Raw genomic sequence first — 20,862 nt, 5'->3', positions numbered from 1 at the left:
CATGACACTTTTTGCCTACGCCGCAGTCCTCTGCATTGTCGCCCCAGTCTCCTTGCTCGTTTGGCTTGCTGTGGCCGGCGACCGGGCGGGCCTCCGTAACATCAGGTCCAATCTGGGCCGCACCTCCGTCCTCACGACCCGTCCCGTCACAGCAGTCCAACGGATAGCAGGAGTCTCCAGGCGGTTCGCCCCCGACGGGTATATTGCATGGCTAGACAAACAACTTGCCGGGGCGGGACGGCCCAAGGAGTGGCCTTTGGACAAAGTCCTGGCGGCAAAGCCAATGGCCTCAATCGCCGGCGCATTGTTGGGACTGGTCTTGTACTTGGGCGATCCCAACGTCGGAAAATTACTCCTGGGTTTGGCTACGACCGCCCTGTGCTATTTCGTGCCGGACTTGCTGATCCGTTCCAATGCGGAAAAGCGCCGGGCTGCGATTCGCATGGAACTGCCCAACACTCTGGACCAGATGCTAATTGCAGTGCAGGCGGGCCTGGGTTTCGAAGCTTCCATGGCACGGGCGGCAACGAACGGGACCGGCCCCTTGGCAGATGAGCTCATACGAACTCTCCAGGACATCCAAGTAGGTCGAAGCCGCAAAGAGGCCTATCTCGCCATGTCGGATCGCGTGGATGTGCCGGACGTCCGAAGCTTTGTCCGGGCCATAGTCCAAGCGGATGCCTACGGCATCGCCATCTCGAAAGTCCTGAAGTCGCAGGCCCAAGAGATGCGAACCAAGCGGCGTCAGAGGGCTGAGGAGTACGCCATGAAAATTCCGGTGAAAATCCTGTTTCCCCTGCTTTTCTGCATCCTTCCCACCTTGTTCATCATCCTGCTGGGTCCCGCAGTCATGGGCATCATCAAGGCTTTTTCCGGATAGGCGACTCTCCAACCAACCTTAACCGCCCCCCATAGACCGGCACTTCGCGGATCCCAGACCACGGAGTGCCACAACGGCCCCCTTCCGGTACCCAGAGCCGGGAGGGGGTCCTCCAACGTCCGGGTGCGGCACGACAAAAGGCTACTCGCGCCGCGCCCGCGTCAGTTCGGCCCGGGCCAACAGCTCACTGTCAGACGGGTAGGCGACTTCCTCCAAAACCAGCGGATGTGGCGCAGCCAGCACGGATTTCGCATCCCGCTTCCGCTCAAGCAGCCGCTCGTGAAGCCATATGGGAGCCTCCAGCCCCTCGCCCACCCGCAGGGTTGATCCCACCAACGAACGCACCATGTTGTGGCAGAACGCGTCAGCCTGCACGGTGGCCACAATGACGCCATCGCTCCCCCGCGCAAACGAGAACTTCTGCAGCTCGCGGATAGTAGTGGCGCCCTCCCGGGGCTTGCAGTACGAGCGGAAATCCTGGAGCCCCAGCAAGGACTGAGCGCCCTCATTCATCAGGGAAACATCCAAGGCCGCCTTGTGCCAGAGCGTGATGCCACGGAGCACCGGATCCCATCGCCCTGGACCGTCGGCAATCCGATAACTGTACCTGCGCCACAGTGCCGAAAAGCGCGCGTCGAAACCTTCCGGCGCCAGACCGGCGTCGTGCACTTCCACTGCACCGGTGAAGTCGCCCAGGACGCGGCTCAAAGCGCCGCGGAGCCGCCGCAAAATTGCGACGGCGGGATCAAGTTCGTGCCCGCGCGGCAGAGACAGCCACTCGGCTTCGGTGACGTCGAAGTGGACTACTTGGCCGCGGGCGTGGACACCGGCGTCGGTCCGGCCGGCGACGGTTACACGCACACTGCGCTGCAGGAGCAAGGCCAAAGCCTCTTCAAGGGAGCCCTGCACGGTCCGCAGGCCCGGCTGCAATGCCCACCCGCTGAAAGGGCCGCCGTCGTAGGAAAGATCAAGCCGGACACGCAAAAACCCGCCGCCCCCCAATACGGGGGCAGCGGGTTTTCGTTCGTTCATAGACTCAAGTCTACTGTGAAGAATTCAGTGAATTACTTCTTGTCCTCAGCGGCCGGAGCCTCTTCGGTTTCAGCAACTTCAGCGTCAGCAGCTTCGGCTTCAGCGGCCGGAGCCTCTTCGGTTTCAGCAGCTTCGGTCTCTACAACCTCTTCCTCGGCAGGAGCTTCGGCAGCCGGAGCAGCCTTGGCAGCGGCAGCGGTTGCTTCAGCAACAACGGCCTGCTTCGGGGAAACCGGCTCGAGAACGAGCTCGATGACAGCCATGGGAGCGTTGTCGCCCTTGCGGTTGCCGATCTTGGTGATGCGGGTGTAGCCACCATCGCGGTTGGCAACGGCGCCGGCGATGTCGGTGAACAGCTCGTGGACAACGCCCTTGTCGCTGATCAGGCCGAGAACGCGGCGGCGGGAAGCGAGGTCGCCACGCTTGGCGAAGGTGACCAGACGCTCTGCGTACGGCTTGAGGCGCTTGGCCTTGGTGACCGTGGTGGTGATGCGCTTGTGCTCAAAAAGAGCAGCTGCCAGGTTCGCGAGCATCAGGCGCTCGTGAGCCGGGCCGCCTCCGAGGCGCGGACCCTTAGTGGGGGTAGGCATAGTTATTTCTCCTGTTATGTGAGCCGGTCAGGTCCATTGCTGGACCCGGCGGCCAAGATCTGCTGTTTAGAGCTCGTCGTCGCTGAACGCGGCGTCGTCCTCTTCGATGGCTGCGGCGCGGGCTGCGAGATCGAAACCGGGAGGGGAGTCCTTGAGGGACAGACCCAGTTCGACGAGCTTTGCCTTGACCTCGTCGATGGACTTCGCACCGAAGTTACGGATGTCCATCAGGTCAGCCTCGGAGCGGGCAACGAGTTCACCCACGGTGTGGATGCCCTCACGCTTGAGGCAGTTGTAGGAACGGACCGTGAGGTCCAGATCCTCGATCGGCAGAGCCATGTCCGCTGCCAGGGCAGCGTCCGTCGGCGACGGGCCAATCTCGATACCTTCAGCTGCGGTGTTCAGCTCACGGGCCAGACCGAACAGTTCCACCAGGGTGGTGCCTGCGGAAGCAACAGCATCGCGCGGAGCGATTGCCTGCTTGGTCTCGACGTCGACAATGAGCTTGTCGAAGTCGGTGCGCTGCTCAACACGGGTAGCTTCCACGCGGAAAGTTACCTTCATGACCGGCGAGTAGATCGAGTCGACCGGGATACGGCCGATCTCGGAGTCGCCGGACTTGTTCTGAGCTGCCGAAACGTAGCCACGGCCGCGCTCGATGGTCAGCTCGAGTTCGAACTTGCCCTTCGAGTTCAGAGTGGCAATGTGCAGATCCGGGTTGTGGAATTCGACGCCGGCCGGCGGAGCGATGTCCGCGGCGGTGACGACTCCGGGGCCCTGCTTGCGCAGGTAAGCAACAACCGGCTCGTCGTGCTCGGAGGAAACCGAAAGGTTCTTGATGTTAAGGATGATCTCGGTGACATCTTCCTTGACACCCGGAACCGTGGTGAACTCGTGCAGCACGCCATCGATCCGGATGCTGGTTACAGCAGCACCGGGGATGGAGGAGAGCAGGGTACGGCGGAGGGAGTTTCCGAGGGTGTAACCGAAGCCCGGCTCCAGCGGTTCAATGATGAAACGGGAGCGGTTCTCGGATACAACTTCTTCAGACAGGGTGGGGCGCTGTGCAATGAGCACTTAGGTTTCCTTTCGGCGAGCATCCGCTATATGACGCAACACAGGTGGTGGAAATCGGCTTCGGTTTCCAGCCTGACCAGCCGGGCCATGCTTGTGGACGGTCAAACCATCCACAGCAGGCCCGGCCAGTCAGGCAGGGTGAACCTAATTAGACGCGGCGGCGCTTCGGCGGGCGGCAACCGTTGTGGGCGCTGGGGGTGACGTCCTGGATGGAGCCAACCTCGAGGCCAGCAGCCTGAAGCGAACGGATTGCGGTTTCGCGTCCCGAACCCGGTCCCTTGACGAAAACGTCAACCTTGCGCAGACCGTGCTCCTGAGCGCGCTTTGCAGCAGCTTCGGCAGCCATCTGGGCAGCGAACGGGGTGGACTTACGGGAGCCCTTGAAGCCAACCTCACCGGCGGAAGCCCAGGAGATCACAGCGCCAGTCGGGTCCGTGATGGACACGATGGTGTTGTTAAAGGTGCTCTTGATGTGCGCCTGTCCAAGCGCAATATTCTTCTTATCCTTGCGACGCGGCTTACGAACCGCTCCACGAGTCTTCGGGGGCATTGTTTCTCCTACAGAAAGTTATCGGGGGAAAACCAGGTCAATCCCGAGGGATTAACGTCCGGCCTTCTTCTTGCCGGCGACGGTGCGCTTCGGGCCCTTGCGGGTACGAGCGTTGGTCTTCGTACGCTGACCGCGTACGGGCAGGCCCTTGCGGTGGCGCAGGCCTTCGTAGCTGCCGATCTCGACCTTGCGGCGGATGTCAGCGGCTACCTCGCGGCGAAGGTCACCCTCAACCTTGTAGTTGCCTTCAATGTAGTCACGCAGCTGAACCAGTTCGGCGTCAGTCAGGTCCTTGACGCGAACGTCAGCGCTGATGCCGGTGGCAGCCAGGGTTTCGTGTGCACGGGTCTTGCCCACGCCGTAGATGTAAGTAAGCGCAATTTCCAACCGCTTTTCGCGGGGAATGTCTACGCCAGCGAGACGAGCCATAGTGGCGGTACTCCTTGAATAAACCGGAGGTCGTAGGCAGTACACCCGCACTTTCAGTGCGGCCCCAGCCTCCGACCGGGGGTTCGCTGACCAGGCTCTGTGAAGCAGTCCTGGCACAGCTTGTGCTGCCTTTATTTACTTGCGTGGGCTAGCAACCCAGGTTTGCCCTTGCGGGCGCTGATTCCCGAAAGGGAATTAGCCCTGGCGCTGCTTGTGGCGCGGGTTCTCGCAGATCACCATGACCCGGCCGTTACGGCGGATCACTTTGCACTTGTCGCAGATCTGCTTGACGCTCGGCTTGACCTTCATGGCGTTCCTTTGCGTGTTTTGCAGTTGATCTGCTGGAGCGGCTTGGGCACTATTGCCTGCCGCCCAGCAATTTACTTGTAGCGGTAGACGATACGACCACGTGTGAGGTCGTATGGGCTCAGCTCCACCACTACCCGGTCCTCTGGGAGAATCCTGATGTAGTGCTGACGCATCTTCCCAGAGATGTGTGCGAGAACGATGTGCTTGTTGGTGAGCTCAACACGAAACATCGCGTTGGGCAGCGCCTCAGTCACAACGCCCTCGATCTCAATGACCCCGTCCTTCTTGGCCATATCCTCCGCTAACTGTTGTTTGCCGCCGTCCTTCGATGAGGCACCGAAGATCCAACGGACGTTTTTTGTTTGCTTGACCGTCCTGGAACCACGACCCTAAAAAGGGCGCGGCTGCACAGACAACCAACAAACAACTCTACGCCAATCAGGCTGGAAAGTTAAATCCGACCATGGTAGCGCACGTATCCCCGGCCGTCACTCCCCCACCGGACGATAGGCCGGGAAGCTGCCCGCCGCCGTCGTGATGCTTTCGGCCGACTCAACGCCGTCCAGGATGGCCAACCTGACCGCCTCGGCAGCCGCACTCTGCAAGGTGATCAGCGATACCTGCCGTGCCTGTTCGCTGCTTCGATCAAGGGCGACGGCGCCAGTCGCCAGAGCGAAAACGGTGTCGCCGTCCGCCAAAGTATGGGACGGATCAAGGGCCCGCGCCAGGCCCGCATGCCCGGACGAAGCAGTCCGCCTACACTCGGCTACGTCCAAAACCGCATTCGTCGCGATGACGACGAGCGTGGTGTTGAGTCCCTGCGGTTCGACCCGCGCTGGCTTATTCCCGGCCTGCAGTCCCGCAGGAAACACCGGCGAACCCAGCGCGTTGACCACCGCCAGCGCACCTACGATGACGCCGCCCTCGAGTTCGATCGAGGACGTCCCTACGCCGCCCTTGTACTGTCCGCGGGCAATGACGGCACCGGTACCGGCGCCGACGTTTCCGCGTTCGACGGCGGCATGGTCACCTGAGGCGAAGGCCGCGGCAGCTGCCTGGTAACCCATCTCCTGGTCGGGTCGGGCATGCACGTCGCCACCGCGGCCGAGGTCGAAGATGGCAGCGGCCGGAACAATCGGAACCACGGTGCCGGGGACGGCGAATCCCCGCCCTTGTTCTTCACACCATCGTTGGGCGCCATGCGCCGACACCAGACCGAAGGCGCTCCCTCCGGTCAGTACCACCGCGTCAACCGTCGAGACAAGGGTGGTGGGGTCGAGGGCGTCCGTCTCATGCGTTCCCGGGCCTCCGCCTCGCACGTCAACCGATCCCACGGTTCCCACAGGCGGAAGGACGACGGTCACGCCACTGAGCCACCCGTCGTCGTTCTTCTGCACGTGCCCAATCCGGATGCCTTCAACATCGGTGATCGAATTCATGGCTCCATTCTCCACCTCGGCGCAACCGCCCACCCGGCAACAAAACGGGAGTCTGGCCTCAAATACGAATGCGCGGGTAACGTCCGGTGAACGGTCCCGGAAGTGTAAGACAACTCTCGCTACGGAGGCGGCTTTTGGCAATGGAGGCCATGGCCAATGTGGTGAGCTAGGCCTGTCTTCGCCGCCCCTGTGAGGGAGCAGGCGCCCCGCATTCGCCGAAACCGTGAGTACTACATGACTGCCCCTTTGATAAACAAGAGCAGCGCCGCGCCCGTTCAGGCACGGCCACGCTGGTCCGGCCGTAGCCGCAAGGATTTTGTGGTGTTCCTGGCCATGGCCTTGCCAAACCTGCTGTTGATCGGAACCTTCACCTATTGGCCCCTGATCAACAACATCTACTACTCCACCTTGGACTGGACCCTCGGTTCTTCAAGGGCCACAGTGGTCGGACTTCAGAACTACGTCACGTTCTTCACCAGCGAGGACGCGTCCAAGGTCCTGGGAACCACGGCAATCTTCACTGTGCTGACCGTGGGCGGGTCCATGGTCCTCGGCTTGCTGGTCGCCCTGGCCTTGAACTCGAAAGTCCGGGGCACCACGTTCGCCCGCTCGGCGGTGTTCGCGCCCTACGTTCTGTCGGGAGTCGGCGTCGGCCTGGTGTGGTTGTTCATCTTCGATCCCGGATATGGAGTCCTCGCCTGGATCCTCCGGGGCTTGGGCCAACAGAGTCCCCAGTGGATCAACGACCCCCAGCTCTCGCTGGTGATGGTCATCATCGTCTACGTGTGGAAGAACCTGGGCTACTGCGCAGTGGTGTTCCTGGCTGGGCTGCAATCCCTGCCTCGGGACGTGATGGAGGCCGCCGCGCTGGACGGGGCCAACAGTGTCCGGCGGTTCTTCAACATCTCGCTGCCGTTGCTCTCCCCCACCACGTTCTTCCTGCTCATCACCACCATGCTCAGCTCGCTGCAGGCCTTCGACCTCATCCGCATCATGACTCCGCTGGGCAACGGCACCAGCACCCTGATCTACGAGGCCTACCTCCAGGCATTCGGGGCCTACAACAGGGCCGGCTACTCGGCAGCGGTTTCGGTGATCCTCTTTGCCATCCTGCTGGTCATTACCGTCCTCCAACTGCGGTTCGTTGAGCGAAAGGTCCACTACTCATGAGCGCCCCGGCACCCGTCCTGGTTCGTGAAGACGCCGAACAAACCGCTGTACCGGAGCGTCCACTCTCCAGGTCCAATCTGCTGCAGACAGTTGCAACCGGCTATGTCCCCCTGATCATCGCAACCCTCGTGGTGTTCCTGCCCCTGTTGTGGATGCTCCTGAGCTCCTTCAAGCAGCCCGGCGAAATCGTCACCATGGATCTGAAGATCCTTCCGGAGACGCTGAATCTGCAGAATTACGTCACGGCCATGACCACGGTCCCGTTCGCGCAGTTCTTCGCCAACAGCCTGATCGTCACAGCGGTGGGCTCGTCCATCAAGGTGGTCCTGGCCATCCTCACCGCCTACGCGCTGGTATTCGTGCGTTTCCCGTTCAAGAACTTCATCTTCGTGCTGATCCTTGTGGCCCTCATGGTCCCGGCCCAGGTCTCGATCCTGCCCAATTACATCCTGATAGCGGGCATGGGCGGCAAGAACACCCTGTGGGGCATCATCCTGCCGGGGCTTGGCACGGCGTTCGGCACCTTCCTCCTGCGGCAACATTTCCTGACTTTGCCGCCGTCAATCCTGGAAGCCGCGGAGATCGATGGGGCAGGCCACTGGCGCAGGCTGTGGCAGATCATCGTCCCCGTGTCCGTGCCATCCATCGCCACCGTGGCCCTGGTGACCGTCGTCAGTGAATGGAACGACTACATCTGGCCCCTGATCATCACCGACCGGCCCGAAACCATGACGCTGCCCGTGGGCCTGACCTTGCTCCAGAACTCTGAAGGCAACGGTGCTGGCTGGGGAATCCTCATGGCCGGAGCGGTCCTGGTGATCGTCCCCATCCTGCTGGTGTTCGCCGCACTCCAGCGCTATATCGTCGCCGGGCTGACCCAAGGCAGCGTCACCGGCTAGTTCTCCACTGCACCATTCGCATCAATGTCAGTTATTGAGAGGAAGCACCATGAGCACCACCCTTGACCGCCGCCATTTCCTGGGTCTGGCGGGCCTCGGAGCCGGGGCTGCGGCCCTCGCCGCTTGCGGCGGACCGTCGACGGCGGGTCCGGCAGACGCCGTCGACACCGGAACCATCGACTTCAACGGCGTCAAGCCCGCGGCCTCCATCGACTTCTGGACAAACCACCCCGGCAAGTCCCAGGACGTCGAGAAGGCCATCATCGAGAAGTTCCACGCCAAGTTCCCGGACATCAAAGTCAATTTGGTCACCGCCGGCGCCAACTACGAGGAGATTGCCCAGAAGTTCCAGACGTCGCAGGCGGCCAAGACCGGCTTGCCGGGCCTGGTGGTCCTTTCCGACGTCTGGTGGTTCCGCTATTTCACCAACGGCAGCATCATCCCCCTCGATGGCCTGGTCAAGCAGCTGGATATCAAGATCGACGACTTCCAGAAATCGTTGGTGGACGACTACAAGTACGACGACAAGCAGTGGGCCCTGCCGTACGGCCGTTCCACCCCGCTGTTCTACTACAACAAGGACCACTTCAAGGCAGCAGGCCTCCCCGACCGCGCACCGGCCACGTGGCAGGAGTTCGCGGAGTGGGCCCCCAAGCTCAAGGCCACTTCCGGGGCCCAGTACGCATACATCTACCCCGCCCTCGCCGGTTATGCCGGGTGGACCCTGCAAAACAACCTGTGGGGTTGGGGCGGCGGCTGGTCCAAGGGCTGGGACATCACGTGCGACTCCAAGGAATCCGTAGCAGCCCTTCAATGGGCCCAGGACTCCATCTACAAGGACGGCTGGGCAGGTGTTTCCTCCAAGGAAGCAGCTGACGACTTCGCCGCCGGCATCACGTCCTCCACCATCTCCTCGACGGGTTCACTCCTGGGCGTCCTGAAGGCAGCCAAGTTCAATGTCGGCGTCGGGTTCCTGCCCGGCGGCCCCGAGGCCCCCAGCGGCGTCTGCCCAACTGGCGGTGCCGGTTTGGGCATCCCCAGCGGCATCACCAAGGAAGAACAGCTGGCCGCCGCGACGTTCCTCAAGTTCATGACCGAGCCGGAGAACACTGCTGCATTCTCCGCCGCTACCGGCTATATGCCTACCCGGGTCTCAGCTGACATGTCCGCTGTCCTCGCGGCGACGCCGCAGATCAAGACCGCCATGGACCAGCTCGCAGCCACCAAGGTCCAGGACAACGCACGCGTGTTCCTGCCGGGCGCGGACCAGGAAATGGCCAAGTCGGCAGCCAAAATCCTTACCCAGCAGGGCGACGTACAGGCCACCATGAATGAGCTGAAGAAGACGCTTGAAGGCATCTACACCAAGGACGTCAAGCCGAAGCTGAAGTCCTGACTTTTCGCGGCAAAGCAAGAGCGCGGCTACTTCGGAAGCCGCGCTCTTCTTATTCAGGTGCTACGGGATCGGGACAGGAACGACGCCGAGGGGCGCCAATTGTGCGGCGCCTCCATCGGGGGCGGACAGTACCCAGATGCCCTTTTCGTGGACGGCTACCGAATGCTCCCATTGGCAGGAACGCTTGCCGTCCGTGGTGACGACTGTCCAGTCGTCGTCGAGGGTTGCGGTTTCGATGTCACCGCGAACCAGCATCGGCTCGATGGCAAGGCAAAGCCCCGGACGGATCTTGGGACCACGGTGGCTGGTCCTGTAGTTCAGGACATCAGGGGCCATGTGCATCTCGGAACCGATGCCGTGGCCGACGTAGTCCTCAAGAATTCCCAAGGGCTTGCCGGGAACCGAGGAGACGTAGTCATCGATTGCGTTGCCGATATCGCCCACAAACTTTCCCTTGGCCAGCGCTGCGATGCCCCGCCACATGGCTGCTTCAGTGACATCCGAGAGCCGCTGGTCTTCGGGGTCAGCGGTGCCAACGATGACAGTGCGTGCAGAGTCCGAGTGCCAGCCATCAACGATGCAACCACCGTCGATGGAGATGATGTCGCCATCCTGGAGGACGCGCCCGCCGGGAATGCCGTGGACCACTTCCTCATTCACGGAGGTGCAGATGGTGGCCGGGAAACCGTGGTAGCCAAGGAAGTTGGACTTGGCTCCGGCGTCGTTGAGCACCGCGGCAAAGACATCATCCAGGTCCTTGGTGGTGACGCCGGGCTTGGCAGCAGCAACGGCAGCGTCCAGTGCGCTGCTCAGGACGAGCCCGGCCTGCTGCATGGTGCGCATCTGCTCGTTGCTCTTGTATTCAATGCGGGGCTGACCGAACGCCATGTTCTCCTCTGGAAGGTTTGCGGTTGGGACCGATCAGGCCCCGTGCTCCAACCATTTTCCCGCATCGGAGACCGTGGTCGAAATTGGCTCGATTCCCAGCTCCTGGCGCAGCCGGTCCAAACGGTAGGTTCGCTGCTTCCCCACCTGGCTGACGGCGTAGCGGGTCACCTTCGGAGCACGTCCACTGATCCGTGATGCGGTTTCAGAAACCGCTGCGAGCGCCATTGCCGCAGACTCGGGCAGATAGGTGATGGGAACGCCGGAATGGCCGGAGACGTCCAGGACCTGCCGGAGGACAGTTCCCAGTTCAACGGGTTCTGCATCTCCGACGTTGACGGCGCCCTTCACCGTTGACTGGCAGGCAGCCAGTACGGCCCGGACCAGGTTGTCCACATGCGTCAGCTGGTGTTTCACCCGCGGGTTACCCACACTGATCAGCCGCCCGCCGGTGATGTTGCCAACCAGGCGGGGAAGGAGCGTTCGATCCCCCGGACCATAAACACCGTGGGGGCGCAGGACTACGGCATTGCCATGGTTCCTCGCTTCCACATCGGCGAGCGCCTTGCTGCGGCCGTAGGCATTCAGGTGCCGGGAGGCCACTTCCTCTTCTGCGCGGTCAACGCACGGTTGCCACCAGGGATACACACTGGAACTGGAGAGGTGCACCAGACGGGTGCCGGCGAAGGCTTCGGCAACTGCCCTGGTTCCCAGCACGTTTGTCCGGTGAAAGAGCGCCGCGTCTCCCCAGTCGGCTACGTGTGCTCCGGCGTGGACTACCGCATCCACGGCCGGAAGCTGTGCGGGCGGCAGCCCGGCCAAGTCCCAATAGCGCAATCCCTCCCCTGGTCTGCGGGCATAACGCACCACCTCCCAACCGCGGGCTTCAGCAGCGTCGGCCACCGCGCCACCGATGAACCCCGTGGCGCCGGTGACTGCGATCCTCATCCTGCCGACCCGGGCGCTGGGCGGGCGGCGAACATGGCCCGCAACGCCACTCGGTCAGCTTTGCGGTGCCTTCCCGTAGTGGGAAGGGCATCCAGGACTTCCACATGGTCCGGGAGCGCGGACTCATCGATGATCTTGGGCAGTTCCTTCGCCAAGTGGGATTTGAGGGCTTGGGCAGCCTGTCCGGGACCCGGGACTACGGCCAGCCAGACGGCTTCGTCGCCGATGCTGTCGGGAACACCCACCATGACCGCCTGCCGGACACCAGGTACCGCGGCGATCAATGGCTCATAGAGGGCGGGATAGATGTTCGTCTTGCCGCGTATGATCATGTCTTTCTTGCGCCCGATCATGACCAACCGGGGTGTCCCTGTTCCGCCATGGTCCAGCCGCACGAGGTCCCCTGTCGCGTGCTCCGCCATGGCGTCCTCGCCCAGGTAGCCGCGGCACATGTTCGGGCCGCGGGCGAACAGCTCATGGTCTTCGGCTACCCGGATTCCGACGGCGGGCAGCAGCTCCCCGAGGAAGTCGCCTTCTCCGCTGCCATCGGGAGCCGTGAACTCGGCTTCCGTGCCGGAGGCGAAGGCCAACTTCTCCCGGCCGTCCGCGATCGCGATCGGCAGCACCTCCGTCATGCCGTAGATGAGCTTGAAGTCCACATCGGGCAGGAGCTTCATGGCGCGGTCAAGAAAAGGCGCAAGAATCGGCGCGGCCCCGAGCATGACGGTCCGCAGCGTTCCGGGCAGCTGCACGGATCCCTCTTCGACGGCATCCAGGATGGGCGCCAGCTGCGAGGGAACCAGGAAAAGGTGGGTGGCGGCGTCGTAGCTTGTTCCCTGTCCCGAGGCAGGACCCAACTCTGCTGCCAGCCGCAGCGGATCGATGTGCGCCGAGAAGCCATAACCTGGCATGGTCCAGTGTGCCCCGGCGATCAGGGCCGGCAGGCCCATCATGAGCTGCTCGGAGTGGATCCGGTCGCCCTCCCCGAAGGTGCACCGCGTGGATAACTGCTCGAAACCCGCCGCGAGCGAGCCACGCGTGTGAACCACGCCTTTGGGTGAGCCGGTGGTGCCCGAGGTGAAGATGATGACAGCTTCTTGTTCCGTCACCGACTCCGCGGCGTCATCCTGCCTCACGTCCCCGTGGGAGGGGGCCGCAAGAGCCCTCACCGGCGAAGCACCCCGGGGCACGCCCGGCAGCCACGGTCCGGAGTAAAAGTGCCGGACGTCCATTGCTCCGTAATCCGGGAGGAGGAGTCCCCGCCTCCTCGCCAAGGGACGGAGCGGGCTCTTGGCACTGAGCGCATAGAGGAGAGACTCGGAGGCAGCCCAGCGCGGTGCGGCAAGCTCCGCCCGGTCCCGGAAGAGCGCAGGCCCGATTCCGGGGTCGATAAAGACCACGGAACCACCGGCCCGGACTGCACCCAGGGCCAGGATGAAGGCTTCCGGACTGGGGCGAACGGAAAAGAGCATCCGCTCCCCTGAGCCGAATCCTTCTTCCAGGAGCCCCCGCGCCGTTGCCTCGATGCCAGCTACCAGCCCACGGTAAGTGATGGTGCGGCCGGGCCGTACGCCGTCGTTCTTTTGTCTGGTCCAACGCCGCTGCCTCCTTCCGGGTGCGGTGATGGCCGGGTGGTCGGGAACGCGTTCTGCGGCGGCATACACTGCGCTGATCAAATCCGCGGTGGCGATGGACCGGGCAGGTACTTCCTCAGGCATGGGCCAACTCCAACCTCCGGTAACCAGGTATCAGCACTCCCCTGCTCACGTGGCGGCTGGCAATCCTCCACGGTCGCTGACGGTACAAGTCCAGCAGCAGCTCCACGGTCGAATTGATTTCGGCCATGGCCAGCGGCATGCCGATGCAGAAGTGCGGTCCGGCACCGAACCATAACTGGCGTGCCTGCTGTGGGGTTGGCCGGGAGGGATCAAAACCCCCAAGGCTTTTGGCGGCGTGAATGGTCGAAAGCAGGATCCGGTCTCCTGCGAGCACCTTCGTGCCGCCAATCATCCCGTCTCCCACTGCGTCCCGAAGCATCATCGGCGAGGGAACAGTAAATCGCAACGCCTCGTTGACTGCTGCAGGAAGGGCGGACCGATCCCCGGCAAGTTCGCCGAGCTGTTCACTGTCAGCCAACAGCGCCACCAACCGCGGCACGAACGAAACCAATGTCTCGGTACCCACCATGACGAAGGCGCTGATGATGCCCATCGCCTCGTCCTCGGACATGCCAAGTTCATGGAGCCTGCCGGGGAAGGTTTCCGGGTCACCTTCCCTGTAGGCCACCCGGACCGGACCGGCCAAAACCTCGACGGCGGCCTTTCCCTTGGCCACCTGGCTCGCCGTAAGCGACGGCCGGCCCAGGCGGACAAGGGAGGAGATGGAGGAACCGAGGTCGAAGAGTTCCCTGTCAGCCAGCCTCCCCGGGGCATCCGCAGGGATCCCCAGCAACCGGGAAATGACACCACCGGCCAATTCCTTCACGCAGTCCACCAGATCCACTCGGCCTTGCATGGCCAAACCGCCGCGGACGCGTGACTCCAAAGCAAGGGCTGCCGGTTCCACGATGCCCGCAACGGAACGGGGAGTGAAAATGTCTGCCAGCCGCCGCCGCAGGAGCCTGTGTTCCTCGCCGTCCATGTTCAGCAGCGCCTTCGGCCCCACCACGGGAGTCCACAGCGCCCCCGAGCCCGACGGGCCGTCCTTCACGAAGAGTTCCTGGTTCATCAACACTTCGCGGACCAAGCCGGCCTCGCTGACCAGCACTCCCAGCCCTGGAAGCCTCAGTACGGGACGTAATCCGCCAAGCCCACGGATCACCGGATACAACACCGGGTGCGCTCCAAGGTGGACACGGCGCTCCCACCGTTCCGCCGCGATCTGCCGGGTGTTCTGTTGACGCTCCACGTCGGGTCCGACCATCAGCGAATGTCCACATGCTCGGGGCGGTACCGATGGTCCGCGTACCACGCCAGCGTGTTCTTCAGTCCCCAGGCCTTCACACGTCGTGAGGACCCGTAGACCACCACGTCGCGTCGCAGCCCGTAATTGCGCGTCAGCTTTCGAACCCGGTTGGATAATGCCCGGTCCTCGTGAAGGTCCTCGATCCTGGTCCTCGGAAAACCACCCGAGCGGTGGTACAAGTCTGCCGTGATGGCCATATTGCACCCTGGAAGCATCTGGTACGGGCCCAGGTACCCCTCGCCCTTGTTTCCGGGACGGATTTTTCCGAAGAAGGAAGCCACTTCAACGGCGAACAACATCATGAGCCGTTCACGTTGCGTGATTCCCTCGTCTTCGCGGGGAACCAGTTGGCCGGCCACCAGTTCCAGCCCGTCATCGAATGCGGCCATGATCCGCGCCGTCCAGTCGGGAGCTGCCAGGCAATCCGCATCAGTCCGCGCCAGCCACCGCGCTCCGTGCTCGACGCCAAAACGCATGCCGGTATCAGCTGCGGCGCCCGTGCCCTTTTCGGCATCATGCACCAACCTGATGTCCATGTCCGGATGCTCCGCGGCGAAGTCCGCCACGATGGCACAGCTGCGGTCCGTGGAACCGTTGTCCACTACCACCACTGTGAAATCCGGAAACGACTGCGCCGCCAAGGAGTCCAAGGCCTGCCTTACGAGCTTCTCTTCGTTGAGCATCGGCATGGCTATGCACAGCTCCCGCGAAGGGCCTGTACCCGTCAGCCCCTTATCCGGACCCTCCTGGCTCATAGCCGCACCACCGCAATTCCCAGGCTGACGCCGCCGCCCAGGCCTACCAACGCCACAAGGTCGCCCGGACCTGCACGGCCACTGTCAACAGCAAGCTTCAACTGCAGGGGGAGGCTGACTGATGCCAGATTCCCGAATTCCTCGACAGAGTTCACCAACAGCCCGGGCGGCACACCGGCACCCTCTGCGAAGATCTGCCGGTAAGGTGCGCTGACCTGGTGCACACAGACCACGGCAAAGTCAGTCCAGGCAAGACCCAAAGCCTCGAGGGTCTCCTCGAGCAGCTCCGAGCCCAGGTCAAGGAAGGCGTCCTTGAGCTTTTCACCATCCATGGCGAAGTAGCTGGCCTCAGGATCACGTGGAAATGCCGAGCCGCCTGCCGCCAGGGTCCCGACGGACCAGTGGCTGCTTCTGGCAGTGAAAGCCGCAGCGACAATCCCTGCCGCGGCGCCGGCAGCCCCAACAGGCCCAACCGCAGCCTCCAGCAACACCGCGGCGCCGCCGTCGCTCATGGTGTAGCCGGGGAAGCTCGAGGCAAACGTCGGGAAGTCCGGAACCGACCACCGCACGGCCCTTGAAGGCGACTCCCCCGTCGCTACCACGACACGGGCATAACGTCCGCTGCCAATCAGGGCATCTGCGACTTCCATGCCATTCAGGAAACTGTTGCAGGCGTTCTTGACGTCCATGACAGGGCAGGACAGTCCCAACTTTGCGGCCACCATGTGGCCGGTCGCCGGCTCAACCATGTCCTGGCTGGCTGAAGCGAAAATGAGCAGGTCAACATCAGGAGCCTGGAGCCCGCATTCCGCCAGGACCTTGGCAGCGGCGTTGGCGGCCAAGTCCGAGGCCTGCTCTGTATCGGCCATGACACTCCTGGACCGGATGCCGGTGACCCTGCCGATGAGGCCTTTCGGGACCCGGAACCCGGGACTGGACTCTTCAATGCGGCGTTCGACGGCGGCCGTGTCCAGGCGCGCTGGCGGCAAGTAGACCTCAAGCCCCGCGATCCGGCTGTGTCCTGACAGAGCTCTCTGCATGCGCTTCCCCCAAGAATGTGCCGCGTCATAAGAAAAGGGTGTGTCCCGCACCTTATGGTACGGGACACACCCAACATTGAAGCTCCGGTCGCCCGGCTATGTGGAAAGCCTAGACAGCCTTGGCCGACTCGATGGCCGTGAGCACGCGGTCGGTAACTTCATCGATACCGCCGATGCCATCCACCTGGGTGAGGATTCCACGTTCGGCATACTTCGCCACCACGGCTTCGGTCTGCTCGTGGTAGAGGTCAAGACGGTGACGGATCACGGTCTCGTTGTCGTCCGAGCGGCCCGTTTCCTTGGCGCGGCCAAGAAGCCGTGCAACCAGTTCTTCGTCGTCAGCGGTCAGCTGGAGCACGACGTCGAGCTCCTGCTCACCCTCAGCGAGGATCTGGTCAAGGTAGTCAACCTGCGCAGTGGTGCGCGGGTAACCGTCCAAGAGGAAGCCATTTTCGACATCGCTCTGGCTCAGGCGGTCGCGAACCATGTTGTTCGTGACGCTGTCCGGAACAAAGTCGCCGGCATCCATGTACTTCTTTGCTTCAATGCCCAAAGGGGTTTCGCCCTTTACGTTGGCACGGAAGATGTCGCCCGTGGAGATGGCGACTACGCCGAGGCGCTCGGAAATCCGCTCAGCCTGTGTACCCTTACCCGAACCGGGAGGTCCAATGATCAGCATTCTCGTCATCGCAAAAGCCCTTCGTAGTGACGTTGTTGTAGCTGCGCATCAATCTGCTTGACGGTCTCCAGGCCAACACCCACCATGATCAGGATTGACGTGCCACCGAACGGGAAGTTCTGGTTGGCATTGATCAGGACGAGTGCAACCAGCGGAATCAACGCCACGAAGCCCAGGTAGAGGGCTCCAGGCAAAGTAATCCTGGAGAGCACGTACTGCAGGTAGTCCGCGGTCGGTTTACCCGCCCGGATGCCCGGAATGAACCCGCCGTACTTCTTCATGTTGTCCGACACTTCTTCAGGGTTGAAGGTGATGGCCACATAGAAGTAGGTGAAGAACACAATCATGGCGAAGTAAAGCGCCATGTAAATGGGATGGTCGCCACGGGTGAGGTTGTTGTTGATCCACTCAACCCATGGAGCCATCTGCTCTCCTGGCTTCGGCTGGTTGAACTGCGAAATCAAGCCGGGCAGGTAGAGCATGGAGGAAGCGAAGATGACAGGCACGACGCCGGCCATGTTCACCTTGATGGGGATGTAGGTACTGGTACCGCCAACAGTGCGGCGGCCGATCATGCGCTTGGCGTACTGCACCGGAACACGGCGCTGCGACTGCTCAACGAAGACCACGAGGGCCACGGTGAGAAGGCCGATCGCCAAAACGATGAAGAAGGTGCCCGGGCCCTTGGTCTCCCAGATGGAGCCCAGCGAGCGGGGGAAGCCGGCGGCGATGGAGGTGAAGATCAGCAGGGACATGCCGTTGCCGACACCGCGCTCGGTGACGAGCTCACCCATCCACATGATCAGGCCGGTGCCGGCCGTCAGCGTAATGATGATCAGGAGGGTGGTGATGATGCTCTCATCGGGGATGATCGGCAGGTTACAGCCGGGAAGCAGCTGCCCGGACCGCGCCAGGGACACCAAAGTGGTGGCGTTCAGCAGGCCAAGGGCGATGGTGAGGTACCGGGTGTACTGCGTCAGCTTGGACTGTCCCGAGGAACCCTCTTCGTAGAGCTGCTGGAACCGGGGAATAACCACCCGGAGCAACTGCACGATGATGCTCGCCGTGATGTAGGGCATGATGCCCAGGGCAAAGATCGAGACCTGCAGCAACGCGCCGCCGCTGAACAAGTTCACCAACTGGTAAATGCCCTGCGAGGTGTCACCGTTGTTCAAGCATTGCTGGACATTCTGGTAGTTCACACCAGGCGAGGGGATGAAAGCTCCCAAGCGGAAGATTGTGATGATTCCCAGCGTGAACAACAACTTGCGTCGCAAATCAGGCGTCCGAAACGCCCGGCCGAATGCGCTTAGCAAGCGTCCTCCTGAGTAGAAAGTACAAGGATGTGGTCGGGCTCAATGAAACCCAACAACCGAGTCTAACTGCTTGTGACGCCGTCGTAATAATCGAGAGTCCACAACCACGAAAAAAAACCCGGTATCCGGGGCCTAAGCCCCGCATACCGGGATTCTTTATGACAGCGGGCTGATGCCCCACACGCCCTTAGAGGGTGGTGGTGGATCCGCCTGCTGCAGCGATCTTTTCCGAAGCGCTGGAAGAGAAGGCGTGCGCCGTGACATCGACCTTGACGGTGATGTCGCCGGTGCCGAGCACCTTCACGGGCTGGTTCTTGCGAACGGCGCCCTTTTCAACCAGGGATTCAACGGTGACAGTGCCACCTTCCGGGAAGAGCTCGTTGAGCTTCTCCAGGTTGACAACCTGGAACTCAACCCGGAACGGGTTCTTGAAGCCGCGCAGCTTCGGCAGGCGCATGTGCAGCGGCAGCTGGCCGCCGGCAAAGCCAGCCTTTACCTGGTAGCGGGCCTTCGTACCCTTGGTACCGCGACCAGCGGTCTTACCCTTGGAGCCTTCACCACGACCAACACGGGTCTTGGCGGTCTTGGCACCCGGGGCGGGACGCAGGTGGTGGACCTTCAGAGCGTTCTGCTTCTCAGCAGTCTCTGCGGCGGTCTGGTTCTCTGCCATTACTTCGCCTCCTCTACATTCACGAGGTGCGGAACCGTGTTCAGGTAACCGACGGTCACGGCGTCAGCGGTACGGACAACGGTGTGTCCGATGCGCTTCAGGCCGAGGGACCGAAGGGTAGCGATCTGGTTCTGCTTGGCGCCGATGACGCCCTTGATCTGGGTGATCTCCAACTTGGCGTCGGAGGGAGTCAGGTTCTTAGCCATGACTAAACACCTGCCTTCTGGTTCTGGAGCGCGCGCACCAGAGCAGCAGGAGCAACCTCGTCCAGCGGCAGGCCACGACGGGCAGCCACGGAAGCGGGCTCTTCGAGCTGCTTCAGAGCGTCAACGGTCGCGTGAACGATGTTGATCGCGTTGGAAGAACCGAGCGACTTGGAGAGGATGTCGTGGATACCCACGCACTCCAATACCGCGCGGACCGGACCACCGGCGATAACACCGGTACCGGCGGAAGCCGGACGCAGCAGGACAACGCCTGCAGCAGCCTCACCCTGCACGCGGTGCGGGATGGTGTTGCCAACGCGGGGAACGCGGAAGAAGGACTTCTTGGCCTCTTCTACGCCCTTTGCGATAGCCGCGGGAACTTCCTTGGCCTTGCCGTAGCCAACGCCGACCAGACCGTTGCCGTCACCGACGACGACCAGAGCGGTGAAGCTGAAGCGACGACCACCCTTGACCACCTTGGCAACGCGGTTGATGGTGACAACGCGCTCTACGAACTGGCTCTTCTCGGCTTCACGACCGCCGTCGCGGCCACCACGGCCACCACGGTCGCCGCGGCCCTGGCCACGGTCGCCACGCTCGCCACGACGTCCGCCGCGGCGGTCATCGGTAGCGGGTGCGGTCTCAGTTGCTTCAGCAGCTACAGCTTCAGTCACCTGAATGTCCTTTTCGTTATTTTCAACGGTCACAGTGCCAGCCCACCTTCGCGAGCACCGTCAGCGACGGCGGCGATGCGGCCGTGGTACTTGTTACCGCCACGGTCGAAGACAACAGCCTCGACGCCTGCAGCCTTTGCGCGCTCTGCGACGAGCTCGCCAACGCGCTTGGCCTTGGCCGTCTTGTCTGCGTCAAGTGCGCGAAGGTCAGCTTCCAACGTGGAAGCGTAAGCCACGGTTACACCCTTGCTGTCATCGACAACCTGGACGAAGATGTGGCGTGCCGAACGGTTGACGACCAGACGGGGACGTACAGCCGTGCCGCTGATGCGCTTGCGGATACGAAGCTGGCGACGGTTGCGTGCAGCCGACTTGCTCTTGTTCGTACGCTTCTTGTTAATTGCGATGGCCATGGTTTACTTACCAGCCTTTCCGACCTTGCGGCGGATGACTTCGCCGGCGTAACGGACACCCTTGCCCTTGTAGGGGTCGGGCTTGCGCAGCTTGCGAATGTTGGCAGCAACCTCGCCGACCTGCTGCTTGTTGATACCCGCAACAGAGAGCTTGGTCGGACCCTCTACTACGAAGGTGATGCCTTCGGGTGCAGAGACGTTGACCGGGTGGCTGAAGCCCAGAGCGAACTCCAGGTCAGAACCCTTGGCCTGAACGCGGTAACCGGTACCAACGATTTCAAGCTTCTTCTCGTAGCCCTCGGTAACGCCCTGGATCATGTTGGCGATCAGGGTGCGGGTCAGGCCGTGCAGCGAACGCGAGTTGCGCTCGTCGTTCGGGCGGGTGACCGTGAGAGTGTTCTCTTCCAGGGAGACCTCGATCGGGCTGGCAACAGTGTGGCTCAGCTCGCCCTTGGAACCCTTGACGCTGATGACGGAGCCATCGAGCTTGACCTCAACTCCGGCAGGAACGGTGATGGGGAGACGTCCAATACGTGACATT

General features: G+C 62.4%; 25 protein-coding genes. 4 read left to right on the top strand and 21 right to left on the bottom strand.

Annotation, left to right across the window (positions count from 1 at the left end; translation table 11 throughout):
- The first annotated feature begins 1 nt into the window (after nt 1).
- Nucleotides 2-880, top strand: coding sequence for a type II secretion system F family protein (locus tag FDP28_RS04795; RefSeq protein ID WP_144659437.1), 879 nt, complete (start codon nt 2-4; stop codon nt 878-880).
- A 141-nt stretch (nt 881-1,021) separates the two neighbouring features.
- Here FDP28_RS04795 and FDP28_RS04790 read toward each other — a convergent pair whose 3' ends face one another.
- The 8 genes from FDP28_RS04790 to FDP28_RS04755 all read right to left on the bottom strand — a co-directional run bounded on the left by FDP28_RS04790 (nt 1,022) and on the right by FDP28_RS04755 (nt 6,306).
- Entirely contained in the window at nt 1,022-1,912 is an 891-nt protein-coding gene (locus FDP28_RS04790; protein WP_186313508.1) for a tRNA pseudouridine synthase A, read from the bottom strand.
- Nucleotides 1,913-1,944: 32 nt separating this feature from the next.
- Nucleotides 1,945-2,502, bottom strand: a complete 558-nt coding sequence (gene rplQ / locus FDP28_RS04785) for a 50S ribosomal protein L17 (protein ID WP_144659436.1) — start codon at nt 2,500-2,502, stop codon at nt 1,945-1,947.
- A gap of 66 nt (nt 2,503-2,568) precedes the next feature.
- Complete coding sequence (locus FDP28_RS04780; protein WP_011775567.1) at nt 2,569-3,579, bottom strand: DNA-directed RNA polymerase subunit alpha; 1,011 nt, start codon at nt 3,577-3,579, stop codon at nt 2,569-2,571.
- A gap of 148 nt (nt 3,580-3,727) precedes the next feature.
- Entirely contained in the window at nt 3,728-4,129 is a 402-nt protein-coding gene (rpsK, locus tag FDP28_RS04775; protein ID WP_021472435.1) for a 30S ribosomal protein S11, read from the bottom strand.
- Between the two features lie 51 nt (nt 4,130-4,180).
- A complete protein-coding gene (rpsM, locus tag FDP28_RS04770; RefSeq protein ID WP_011775569.1) occupies nt 4,181-4,558 on the bottom strand; it encodes a 30S ribosomal protein S13 in 378 nt (125 codons plus the stop codon).
- Nucleotides 4,559-4,753: 195 nt separating this feature from the next.
- Nucleotides 4,754-4,867: a 50S ribosomal protein L36 gene (gene rpmJ / locus FDP28_RS04765; RefSeq protein WP_011775570.1), complete on the bottom strand. Its 114-nt coding sequence runs from the start codon at nt 4,865-4,867 to the stop codon at nt 4,754-4,756.
- 71 nt (nt 4,868-4,938) lie between these two features.
- A complete protein-coding gene (gene infA / locus FDP28_RS04760; protein WP_009358723.1) occupies nt 4,939-5,160 on the bottom strand; it encodes a translation initiation factor IF-1 in 222 nt (73 codons plus the stop codon).
- Between the two features lie 195 nt (nt 5,161-5,355).
- Nucleotides 5,356-6,306 carry a P1 family peptidase gene (locus FDP28_RS04755; RefSeq protein WP_186313507.1) on the bottom strand — a complete coding sequence of 317 codons (951 nt, stop codon included), beginning with the start codon at nt 6,304-6,306 and terminating at the stop codon, nt 5,356-5,358.
- A 234-nt stretch (nt 6,307-6,540) separates the two neighbouring features.
- Here FDP28_RS04755 and FDP28_RS04750 point away from each other — a divergent pair, with 234 nt between their 5' ends.
- The 3 genes from FDP28_RS04750 to FDP28_RS04740 are packed head-to-tail and all read left to right on the top strand — an operon-like array spanning nt 6,541 to nt 9,771.
- On the top strand, nt 6,541-7,476 hold the full coding sequence (locus FDP28_RS04750) for a carbohydrate ABC transporter permease (RefSeq protein WP_186313506.1): 936 nt from the start codon (nt 6,541-6,543) through the stop codon (nt 7,474-7,476).
- A complete protein-coding gene (locus tag FDP28_RS04745) occupies nt 7,473-8,375 on the top strand; it encodes a carbohydrate ABC transporter permease (RefSeq protein WP_144659434.1) in 903 nt (300 codons plus the stop codon). The genes FDP28_RS04750 and FDP28_RS04745 overlap by 4 nt, the downstream gene beginning before the upstream one ends.
- 49 nt (nt 8,376-8,424) lie before the next feature.
- Nucleotides 8,425-9,771, top strand: a complete 1,347-nt coding sequence (locus tag FDP28_RS04740) for an ABC transporter substrate-binding protein (protein ID WP_144659433.1) — start codon at nt 8,425-8,427, stop codon at nt 9,769-9,771.
- A 60-nt stretch (nt 9,772-9,831) separates the two neighbouring features.
- On the opposite strand, the gene map is transcribed toward FDP28_RS04740, so the two are convergent.
- From map to rplF, 13 genes are all read right to left on the bottom strand, one after another.
- Nucleotides 9,832-10,659, bottom strand: a complete 828-nt coding sequence (map, locus tag FDP28_RS04735) for a type I methionyl aminopeptidase (RefSeq protein WP_144659432.1) — start codon at nt 10,657-10,659, stop codon at nt 9,832-9,834.
- A gap of 33 nt (nt 10,660-10,692) precedes the next feature.
- Nucleotides 10,693-11,604, bottom strand: coding sequence for an NAD-dependent epimerase/dehydratase family protein (locus FDP28_RS04730; RefSeq protein ID WP_144659431.1), 912 nt, complete (start codon nt 11,602-11,604; stop codon nt 10,693-10,695).
- The gene (locus FDP28_RS04725) at nt 11,601-13,322 is read right to left on the bottom strand and encodes a class I adenylate-forming enzyme family protein (RefSeq protein ID WP_144659430.1); all 1,722 of its coding nucleotides are present in this window, start codon (nt 13,320-13,322) and stop codon (nt 11,601-11,603) included. The genes FDP28_RS04730 and FDP28_RS04725 overlap by 4 nt, the downstream gene beginning before the upstream one ends.
- Nucleotides 13,315-14,526 (bottom strand): cytochrome P450, encoded by a 1,212-nt coding sequence (locus FDP28_RS04720; protein WP_144659429.1) that lies wholly within the window; start codon nt 14,524-14,526, stop codon nt 13,315-13,317. Before FDP28_RS04720 ends, FDP28_RS04725 begins: the two co-directional genes overlap by 8 nt.
- Nucleotides 14,526-15,323, bottom strand: a complete 798-nt coding sequence (locus tag FDP28_RS04715; RefSeq protein WP_260842333.1) for a glycosyltransferase family 2 protein — start codon at nt 15,321-15,323, stop codon at nt 14,526-14,528. Before FDP28_RS04715 ends, FDP28_RS04720 begins: the two co-directional genes overlap by 1 nt.
- Complete coding sequence (locus tag FDP28_RS04710; protein ID WP_144659428.1) at nt 15,320-16,363, bottom strand: 3-oxoacyl-ACP synthase III family protein; 1,044 nt, start codon at nt 16,361-16,363, stop codon at nt 15,320-15,322. Before FDP28_RS04710 ends, FDP28_RS04715 begins: the two co-directional genes overlap by 4 nt.
- 109 nt (nt 16,364-16,472) lie before the next feature.
- On the bottom strand, nt 16,473-17,042 hold the full coding sequence (locus tag FDP28_RS04705; protein ID WP_174754477.1) for an adenylate kinase: 570 nt from the start codon (nt 17,040-17,042) through the stop codon (nt 16,473-16,475).
- Between the two features lie 5 nt (nt 17,043-17,047).
- Complete coding sequence (gene secY / locus FDP28_RS04700; protein ID WP_144659427.1) at nt 17,048-18,358, bottom strand: preprotein translocase subunit SecY; 1,311 nt, start codon at nt 18,356-18,358, stop codon at nt 17,048-17,050.
- A gap of 187 nt (nt 18,359-18,545) precedes the next feature.
- The gene (gene rplO / locus FDP28_RS04695; RefSeq protein WP_144659426.1) at nt 18,546-19,028 is read right to left on the bottom strand and encodes a 50S ribosomal protein L15; all 483 of its coding nucleotides are present in this window, start codon (nt 19,026-19,028) and stop codon (nt 18,546-18,548) included.
- Nucleotides 19,028-19,234, bottom strand: coding sequence for a 50S ribosomal protein L30 (gene rpmD / locus FDP28_RS04690; protein WP_144659425.1), 207 nt, complete (start codon nt 19,232-19,234; stop codon nt 19,028-19,030). Before rpmD ends, rplO begins: the two co-directional genes overlap by 1 nt.
- Nucleotides 19,235-19,236: 2 nt before the next feature.
- Nucleotides 19,237-19,908 carry a 30S ribosomal protein S5 gene (rpsE, locus tag FDP28_RS04685; RefSeq protein WP_186313505.1) on the bottom strand — a complete coding sequence of 224 codons (672 nt, stop codon included), beginning with the start codon at nt 19,906-19,908 and terminating at the stop codon, nt 19,237-19,239.
- 29 nt (nt 19,909-19,937) lie between these two features.
- The gene (gene rplR, locus FDP28_RS04680; RefSeq protein ID WP_144659423.1) at nt 19,938-20,321 is read right to left on the bottom strand and encodes a 50S ribosomal protein L18; all 384 of its coding nucleotides are present in this window, start codon (nt 20,319-20,321) and stop codon (nt 19,938-19,940) included.
- A gap of 3 nt (nt 20,322-20,324) precedes the next feature.
- Nucleotides 20,325-20,861 (bottom strand): 50S ribosomal protein L6, encoded by a 537-nt coding sequence (gene rplF, locus FDP28_RS04675; RefSeq protein WP_144659422.1) that lies wholly within the window; start codon nt 20,859-20,861, stop codon nt 20,325-20,327.
- Nucleotide 20,862: the final 1 nt, after the last annotated feature.

Origin of the sequence: Paenarthrobacter nicotinovorans, from assembly GCF_007670255.1 — a bacterium.
Taxonomy (GTDB): domain Bacteria; phylum Actinomycetota; class Actinomycetes; order Actinomycetales; family Micrococcaceae; genus Arthrobacter; species Arthrobacter nicotinovorans_B.
Note: the sequence above shows the minus strand (reverse complement) of the source record. Positions and strands in the feature narration are given on the sequence as shown.